The sequence below is a fragment of the Paracoccus sp. FO-3 genome, from assembly GCF_006386455.1.
In the GTDB taxonomy this organism is placed as follows: Bacteria; Pseudomonadota; Alphaproteobacteria; order Rhodobacterales; family Rhodobacteraceae; genus Paracoccus; species Paracoccus versutus.
On sequence record NZ_VCBQ01000001.1, the window covers coordinates 108,780 to 115,913 of the forward strand.

Annotated in this window: 8 protein-coding genes; all 8 read left to right on the top strand. The window is 70.4% G+C overall.

Annotation, left to right across the window (positions count from 1 at the left end):
* Nucleotides 1-106 precede the first annotated feature (106 nt).
* A complete protein-coding gene (locus FE811_RS00545; protein ID WP_072463492.1) occupies nucleotides 107-1,276 on the top strand; it encodes a putative peptidoglycan glycosyltransferase FtsW in 1,170 nt (389 codons plus the stop codon).
* Nucleotides 1,273-2,376 (top strand): glycosyltransferase, encoded by a 1,104-nt coding sequence (locus tag FE811_RS00550; protein ID WP_140846471.1) that lies wholly within the window; start codon nucleotides 1,273-1,275, stop codon nucleotides 2,374-2,376. The genes FE811_RS00545 and FE811_RS00550 overlap by 4 nt, the downstream gene beginning before the upstream one ends.
* The gene (murC, locus tag FE811_RS00555; protein WP_116220562.1) at nucleotides 2,373-3,800 is read left to right on the top strand and encodes a UDP-N-acetylmuramate--L-alanine ligase; all 1,428 of its coding nucleotides are present in this window, start codon (nucleotides 2,373-2,375) and stop codon (nucleotides 3,798-3,800) included. Before FE811_RS00550 ends, murC begins: the two co-directional genes overlap by 4 nt.
* Nucleotides 3,797-4,072 carry a DUF2484 family protein gene (locus FE811_RS00560; RefSeq protein WP_036754962.1) on the top strand — a complete coding sequence of 92 codons (276 nt, stop codon included), beginning with the start codon at nucleotides 3,797-3,799 and terminating at the stop codon, nucleotides 4,070-4,072. The genes murC and FE811_RS00560 overlap by 4 nt, the downstream gene beginning before the upstream one ends.
* A gap of 12 nt (nucleotides 4,073-4,084) precedes the next feature.
* Nucleotides 4,085-4,453, top strand: coding sequence for a hypothetical protein (locus FE811_RS00565; RefSeq protein ID WP_072463489.1), 369 nt, complete (start codon nucleotides 4,085-4,087; stop codon nucleotides 4,451-4,453).
* A 44-nt stretch (nucleotides 4,454-4,497) separates the two neighbouring features.
* Nucleotides 4,498-4,986: a cell wall hydrolase gene (locus FE811_RS00570; RefSeq protein WP_370362656.1), complete on the top strand. Its 489-nt coding sequence runs from the start codon at nucleotides 4,498-4,500 to the stop codon at nucleotides 4,984-4,986.
* A 115-nt stretch (nucleotides 4,987-5,101) separates the two neighbouring features.
* Entirely contained in the window at nucleotides 5,102-6,022 is a 921-nt protein-coding gene (gene murB / locus FE811_RS00575; protein WP_036754968.1) for a UDP-N-acetylmuramate dehydrogenase, read from the top strand.
* Nucleotides 6,023-6,154: 132 nt separating this feature from the next.
* A complete protein-coding gene (locus FE811_RS00580; protein WP_036754971.1) occupies nucleotides 6,155-7,078 on the top strand; it encodes a D-alanine--D-alanine ligase in 924 nt (307 codons plus the stop codon).
* Nucleotides 7,079-7,134: the final 56 nt, after the last annotated feature.

Sequence of the window (7,134 nt, forward strand, 5' to 3'; positions counted from 1 at the left end):
CACCACGTCGCTCAATCCGCAGTAGCGCGCCGGGTGCAATCGCGCTATGCTTCCGCCCAGACCCGGCAAACGGGCGATGCAAACGAGGCAGTGACGGCGGTAACCCATGACCGAAATGGTCTTTGGCACCACCCCTTTGCGGGCAGGTGACCCGATTCTTCCACGCTGGTGGCGCACGCTGGACCGATGGTCCCTGGCCTGCGTGCTGGGATTGTTCGCGGTGGGGCTGCTTCTGGGCCTGGCGGCCTCGGTGCCGCTGGCCGAAAAGAACGGCCTGCCGCAGTTCTATTACGTCACCCGCCAGGCGGTGTTCGGTGCCATGGCGCTGGCGGCGATGCTGGTGATCTCGACCTTCTCGCCGCGGATGGTGCGGCGGATCGGCGTGCTGGGCTTTCTGGTCGCGCTGGTGGTGCTGATGGCGCTGCCCTTCATCGGCACCGATTTCGGCAAGGGCGCGGTGCGCTGGCTGCGCCTGCCCGGCGGCATGTCGGTGCAGCCGTCCGAGTTCCTCAAGCCCTGCTTCGTCGCCATCTGCGCCTGGTTCATGGCCGCCAGCCAGGAGGTCGGCGGCCCGCCCGGCAAGTCCTTTTCCTTCGGCCTCGCCGTGGTCGTGGTGCTGCTTCTGGCCATGCAGCCCGATTTCGGCCAGGCCTCGCTGGTGCTGTTTTCCTGGTGCGTGATGTATTTCATCGCCGGGGCGCCGCTTTACCTTCTGGGCGGCGTGATGGGGCTGGCCTGCGTCGGCGGCGTCTTCGCCTATGGCGCATCCGAGCATTTCGCCCGCCGCATCAACGGCTTCCTTGCGGCCGAGGTCGATCCGCGCACCCAGCTGGGCTATGCCACCAACGCCATCCAGGAGGGCGGCTTCTTCGGCGTCGGCGTGGGCGAAGGCTCGGTCAAGTGGTCGCTGCCGGACGCGCATACCGATTTCATCATCGCGGTCGCGGCCGAGGAATACGGGCTGATCCTGGTCCTGATCATCATCGCGCTTTATGCCGCCATCGTCATCCGCTCGCTGCTGCGGCTCCAGGGCGAGCGCGATCCCTTCGTCCGCATCGCCGGCACCGGCCTTGCCTGCGCCTTCGGCGTGCAGGCGCTGATCAACATGGGCGTGGCGGTGCGGCTTCTGCCGGCCAAGGGCATGACGCTGCCCTTCGTCAGCTACGGCGGCTCGTCGGTGATCGCCTCGGGCATCGCCATGGGGATGCTGCTGGCGCTGACCCGCTCGCGCCCGCAGGGCCGCATCGGCGACGTGCTGGGCCGGGGCCGGGGATGAGCGACCCGCAGTCCCAAGGCCGGCCGCTGTGCCTGATCGCTGCCGGCGGCACCGGCGGCCACATGTTCCCGGCGCAATCGCTGGCCGAGGTGCTGCTGGCCCAGGGCTGGCGGGTGAAGCTTTCCACCGACGAGCGCGGCGCGCGCTATGCCGACGCCTTCCCGGCCGAGGTGGTGCGCGAGGTGGTCAGTTCGGCCACCACCGCGCGCGGGGGCGCGCTGGCCAGGCTGGCCGTGCCCTTCCGCATCGGCGCCGGCATCCTGGGGGCGATCCGGGCGATGCGCGGCGACCGTCCCGCCGTGGTGGTTGGCTTTGGCGGCTACCCGACCATCCCCGCCATGTCGGCGGCGCTGGCCCTGCGCATCCCGCGCATGATCCACGAACAGAACGGCATCATGGGCCGGGTGAACGCCGCCTTTGCCCGCCGGGTGGACCGCGTGGCCTGCGGCACCTGGCCGACCCGGCTGCCGCCCGGCGTCCAGGGCATCCATACCGGCAACCCGGTGCGCCAGGCGGTGCTGGACCGCGCCGCCGCCACCTATGCCCCGCCGGGCGAAGGCGAGCTGCACCTGCTGGTCATCGGCGGCAGCCAGGGCGCGCGGGTGCTGTCGAACATCGTGCCCGAGGCCATCGCCGGCCTGCCGGACGACCTGCGCGCCCGCCTGTCGGTCAGCCACCAGGCCCGCGCCGAGGATGCCGAGCGCGTCACCGCCGCCTATGCCGCGGCCGGCGTCAATGCCGAGGTCCGGCCCTTTTTCGACGACGTGCCCCGCCGCCTTGCCGAATCCCAGTTGGTCGTCAGCCGGGCCGGGGCCTCGTCCATTGCCGACATCACCGTGGTCGGCCGTCCGGCGATCCTGATCCCCTATGCCGCGGCGACCGGCGACCACCAGACCGCCAACGCCCGTGCCCTTGCGGAATCCGGCGCGGCGATCCTTTTGCCCGAATCCGTGCTTGACGCCGAGAGCCTCAGGCGCGACATCCGGGACATCCTTTCCGACAGCGCCCGCGCCACCGCCATGGCAGCTGCCGCGCTAACGCTTGCCCGCCCCGACGCGGCGCAGCGCCTTGCAGATCTAGTGACGGAACCGACCCGATGAACGCAGCGACCAAACTTCCGGGCGAGCTTGGCCCCATCCATTTCGTCGGCATCGGCGGCATCGGCATGTCCGGCATCGCCGAGGTGCTGATGACGCTGGGCTACCAGGTGCAGGGCTCGGACGCGAAACGCTCGAAGATCACCGACCGGCTGGAGGCGCTGGGCGCCACCGTATTCGAGGGTCAGCGCGCTGAAAACATTGGCGAAGCGGGCGTGGTCGTCATCTCGACCGCGATCAAGAAGGGCAACCCCGAACTGGAAGAGGCGCGCCGCCGCGGCCTGCCCGTCGTGCGCCGGGCCGAGATGCTGGCCGAGCTGATGCGGCTGAAATCCAACGTCGCCATCGCCGGCACCCATGGCAAGACCACGACCACCACCATGGTCGCGACGCTGCTGGACGCGGGCGGCTTCGATCCGACCGTCATCAACGGCGGCGTGATCCATGCCTATGGCAGCAATGCCCGCGCCGGCGCCGGCGAATGGATGGTGGTCGAGGCCGACGAATCGGACGGCAGCTTCAACCGCCTGCCCGCGACCATCGCCATCGTGACCAATATCGACCCCGAGCACATGGAGCATTGGGGCAGCTTCGACGCGCTGCGCAAGGGTTTCCAGGACTTCGTCTCGAACATCCCCTTCTACGGGCTGGCCGTCTGCTGCACCGACCACCCCGAGGTGCAGTCGCTGGTGGGCCGGCTGACCGACCGCCGCGTCGCGACCTTCGGCTTCAACGCCCAGGCCGACGTGCGCGCCGTGAACCTGCGCTACGAGAACGGCGTGGCGCATTTCGACATTGCCCTGCAGGGTGAGGTCGAGCTGAACGACGGCGAGCCCCCGGTGATCGAGGGCTGCACCCTGCCGATGCCGGGCGACCACAATGTCAGCAATGCGCTGGCCGCGGTGGCCGTCGCCCGCCACCTGGGCATGAAGCGCGCCCAGATCCGCGAGGCGCTGGCGCGCTTCGGCGGGGTCAGCCGCCGCTTTACCCGCGTGGGCGAGGTGGGGGGGGTCACCATCATCGACGACTATGGCCACCACCCGGTCGAGATCGCGGCGGTGCTGAAGGCCGCGCGCCAGGCGACGAAGGGCCGGGTCATCGCCGTGCATCAGCCGCATCGCTATTCGCGGCTTTCCAACCTCTTCGACGATTTCTGCACCTGCTTCAACGAAGCCGATGTCGTCGCCATCGCCGAGGTCTATTCGGCGGGCGAGGAACCGATCCCCGGCGCCTCGCGCGACGACCTGGTCGCCGGGCTGATCGCCCACGGCCACCGCCACGCCCGCGCGGTGATGGACGAGGGCGACCTGGAACGGCTGGTGCGCGAACAGGCGCGGCCGGGCGACATGGTGGTCTGCCTGGGCGCCGGCACCATCTCGACCTGGGCCAACAACCTGCCCGAGCGGCTGACGGAGAAGGCCGCGTGATCGCGCTGGCCAGCCATCCCGCCACCGCGGCGCTTTGCGCCCTGCTTTGGGGCGTGATGGCCTGCCTTCTGCCCTTCGTGCGGCTGCGCTGGCGCCATTCGGCGCTTTGGGCGCTGGTGCTGTGCGGCGTGCCGGTGCTGGGCTGGCTGACCTATCTGTGCGGCCCCGGCTTCGGCGTGCTCTTCCTGGCGCTCGGCCTGTCGCTGCTGGTCTGGCCGCCCTTCGATGCGCGCCGCCGCCGGCGCGCGCTTGCGCAGCGCGGCCTGCGCTAGGGACCGCCGGCGATGATGGTGGCATGGCTGATCGTCGCCGTCACGGTGGCGCTGGCCGCCGCCATCGGCATCCTGCGTGCCGGCGCCCGCTCGTTCCGGGTGCTGGGGGGCGAACTGGCCCTGCTGCTCGGCGCGGCCTGGCTTTGCTATCTGATCGGCGACGGCAAGACCGGCGGCTATCTGGCCGGGATCATCGGCGCGCTGCTGTCGCTCTTGCTGCTGATCGCGGCGGGGGGCCTGGCCGCAGGCGCGCTGCTGCGCTGGGTTCACGACCGCCTGCGGCCGCCGCCGGTCCTTCGCGCGCCGTTCTCGCAGCCCTGGGACATCGTCGGCCTGGGCTGCTTCGCCGCGCTGGCGGTGGTCCTCAGCGCACTGGAATGACAGGAAACGGGATGAAAAAGGGGGACGAGATGACGGAAAGCAGGATGCGGGTCCGGGCAGGGCTGGGCGCGCTGCTGGCGCTTGCCCTGGCCGGGCTTGCCGGCTGCGGCCGCGGCGGCATGAGCGAGCTGGAATGCATGGAGCGGGCGATCTATTTCGAAGCGAACCGTTCCAGCCGCGACGGCATGATCGCCGTCGGCAACGTGGTCATGAACCGCGTCAGGGCGCAGGGCTATCCCAACACGGTTTGCGGCGTGGTCGGGCAAAAGGGCCAGTTCGCGCCGGGCGTCCTGACCCGGCGAATGGATTCGAAATCCCTGCCGGCGGTGCGCGAGGCCGCGATCGCGGTCCTGCGCGGCGAAAGGCAGCCGGGGATTGGCAACGCCATGTTCTTCCACCAGAAGGATCACCGCTTTTCCTATGACAACATGCACTATGTCCTGGTGGCCGGTGGCAATGCCTTCTACGAAAAGCGCAAGAGCCATCTTGTGACCCAGCCCGTGCCTCCGGCCCCGGTGGACGGGCTGCGCTAGATGCGCGGCGCGTCTCGGCAGGCCGCAGCCGGAACCCTGGCGAGATGCGCCGGAAAGCGGCTGCGGCATGCGGGCCGGATTGACGGCGCCCGCAACGCTGATTAACCACCGCGCCATGACCCAGACGCCTCCCGCGCCCCGCGGCGCCCTGACCCCGAACCGGGCCCTTGCCGACCTGACCTGGCTGCGCGTCGGCGGGCCGGCCGACTGGCTGTTCCAGCCCGCGGACGAAGCGGATCTGGCCGAATTCCTGCGCGGCCTCGACCCTTCGCTGCCGGTCTTTGCCATGGGCGTCGGCTCGAACCTGATCGTGCGCGACGGCGGCATCCGCGGCGTGGTGATCCGGCTGGGGCGCGGCTTCAACGGCATTTCCTGCGAGGGCGGCATCGTCACCGCGGGTGCGGCGGCGCTGGACGCCCATGTCGCGCGCCGCGCGGCCGAGGCGGGGCTGGACCTGACCTTCCTGCGCACCATCCCCGGCAGCATCGGCGGCGCGGTGCGGATGAACGCGGGCTGCTATGGCAGCTATGTCGCCGACCACCTGGTCTCGGTCCGCGCCGTGGCCCGCGACGGCAGCCTGCACGAGATCGCGGCCGCCGACCTGCGCCTCGGCTATCGCCATTCCGAGATCCCCGAGGGCTGGGTCGTGACCGAGGCCCGCTTTCGCGCCGAGCCGGGCGATCCCGCGGGACTGGCCGCGCGGATGGAGGAACAGCTGGCGCGCCGCGATGCGAGCCAGCCCACGCGCGAACGCAGCGCCGGTTCGACCTTTCGCAACCCGGCCGGGTTTTCCTCGACCGGGCGGGCGGATGACAGCCACGAGCTGAAGGCCTGGTCGCTGATCGATGCCGCCGGCCTGCGCGGCCACCGCCTGGGCGGGGCGCAGATGTCGGAAAAGCACCCGAACTTCCTGCTGAACGCCGACGGCGCCACCGCCGCCGAGCTGGAGGCCCTGGGCGAACTGGTCCGGCAGAAGGTGCGGGAGACCAGCGGGCACGAGCTGCAATGGGAAGTCATCCGCGTAGGCCAGCCCTAGGAACCGGCCGTAACCCGCCGTCATTGCCGGAAATATCGCGCGAGACGCGAAAAGGGACTTTTGCGATTCCGCCCAAGCGGCTATCCTGACCCGACAAATACCCGGATCAACCGGGGAGCATGAGGCAGAACATTGGCGGGCAGGTCGAGCAGGTCGGCCCCGAAAGTCGTAGTCCTGATGGGCGGACCCTCGGCCGAGCGCGAGGTTTCGCTCTCGTCGGGGCGTGAATGCGCGGTTGCGCTGCGGCAGGCGGGCTATGAAGTCGTCGAATTGGACGCGGGCAGGGATCTGCCCGCGCGTCTGGCCGAACACGCGCCGGACGTGGTCTTCAACGCGCTGCATGGCCGCTGGGGCGAGGACGGCTGCGTGCAGGGCCTGCTGGAATGGCTGGGCTGGCGCTATACCCATTCCGGCGTGCTGGCCTCGGCCCTGGCCATGGACAAGACCCGCGCCAAGGACGTGCTGCGCCTTGCCGGCCTGCCGGTGCTGGACAGCCTGATCGCCGATGCCGCCGAGGTGCGCGCCCGCCACGTCATGGCGCCGCCCTATGTGGTCAAGCCGAACGACGAGGGCTCTTCGGTCGGGGTCTATATCGTGCATGAGGCCGCGAACGGCCCGCCGCAGCTTTCCGACCGGATGCCCGCGCGGGTCATGGTGGAAACCTATGCGCCGGGGCGCGAGCTGACCGTGGCCGTGCTGGGCGACCGCGCGCTTGGCGTGACCGAGATCGTGACCGAGGGCTGGTATGACTACGATGCCAAATACAAGCCCGGCGGCTCGCGCCATGTCATCCCCGCCGAGATCCCGCCGGAAATCGCCGCCGCCTGCCGCGACCAGGCCGTGCGCGCGCACCAGGCCCTGGGCTGCCGCGGGCTGACCCGCACCGATTTCCGCTGGGACGAAAGCCGCGGGCTGGGCGGGCTCATCATCCTCGAGGTGAACACCCAGCCCGGCATGACCCCCACTTCGCTTGCCCCCGAGCAGGCGGCCCATGCCGGCATGGACTTTCCCGCGCTCTGCCGCTGGATCGTCGAGGAGGCGCTATGCAGGGCCTGAACCCCTTCCACCGCGGCCAGGGGCCGGGCGGGCGGCCGGCGCCGGTGCGCCCTGCG

Coding starts and splice junctions, on each gene's coding strand:
- FE811_RS00570 (WP_370362656.1), top strand. CDS start 4,498: ATGCGGGTCCGGGCAGGGCTGGGCGCGCTGCTGGCGCTTGCCCTGGCC.
- FE811_RS00550 (WP_140846471.1), top strand. CDS start 1,273: ATGAGCGACCCGCAGTCCCAAGGCCGGCCGCTGTGCCTGATCGCTGCC.
- murC (WP_116220562.1), top strand. CDS start 2,373: ATGAACGCAGCGACCAAACTTCCGGGCGAGCTTGGCCCCATCCATTTC.
- FE811_RS00545 (WP_072463492.1), top strand. CDS start 107: ATGACCGAAATGGTCTTTGGCACCACCCCTTTGCGGGCAGGTGACCCG.
- FE811_RS00565 (WP_072463489.1), top strand. CDS start 4,085: ATGATGGTGGCATGGCTGATCGTCGCCGTCACGGTGGCGCTGGCCGCC.
- murB (WP_036754968.1), top strand. CDS start 5,102: ATGACCCAGACGCCTCCCGCGCCCCGCGGCGCCCTGACCCCGAACCGG.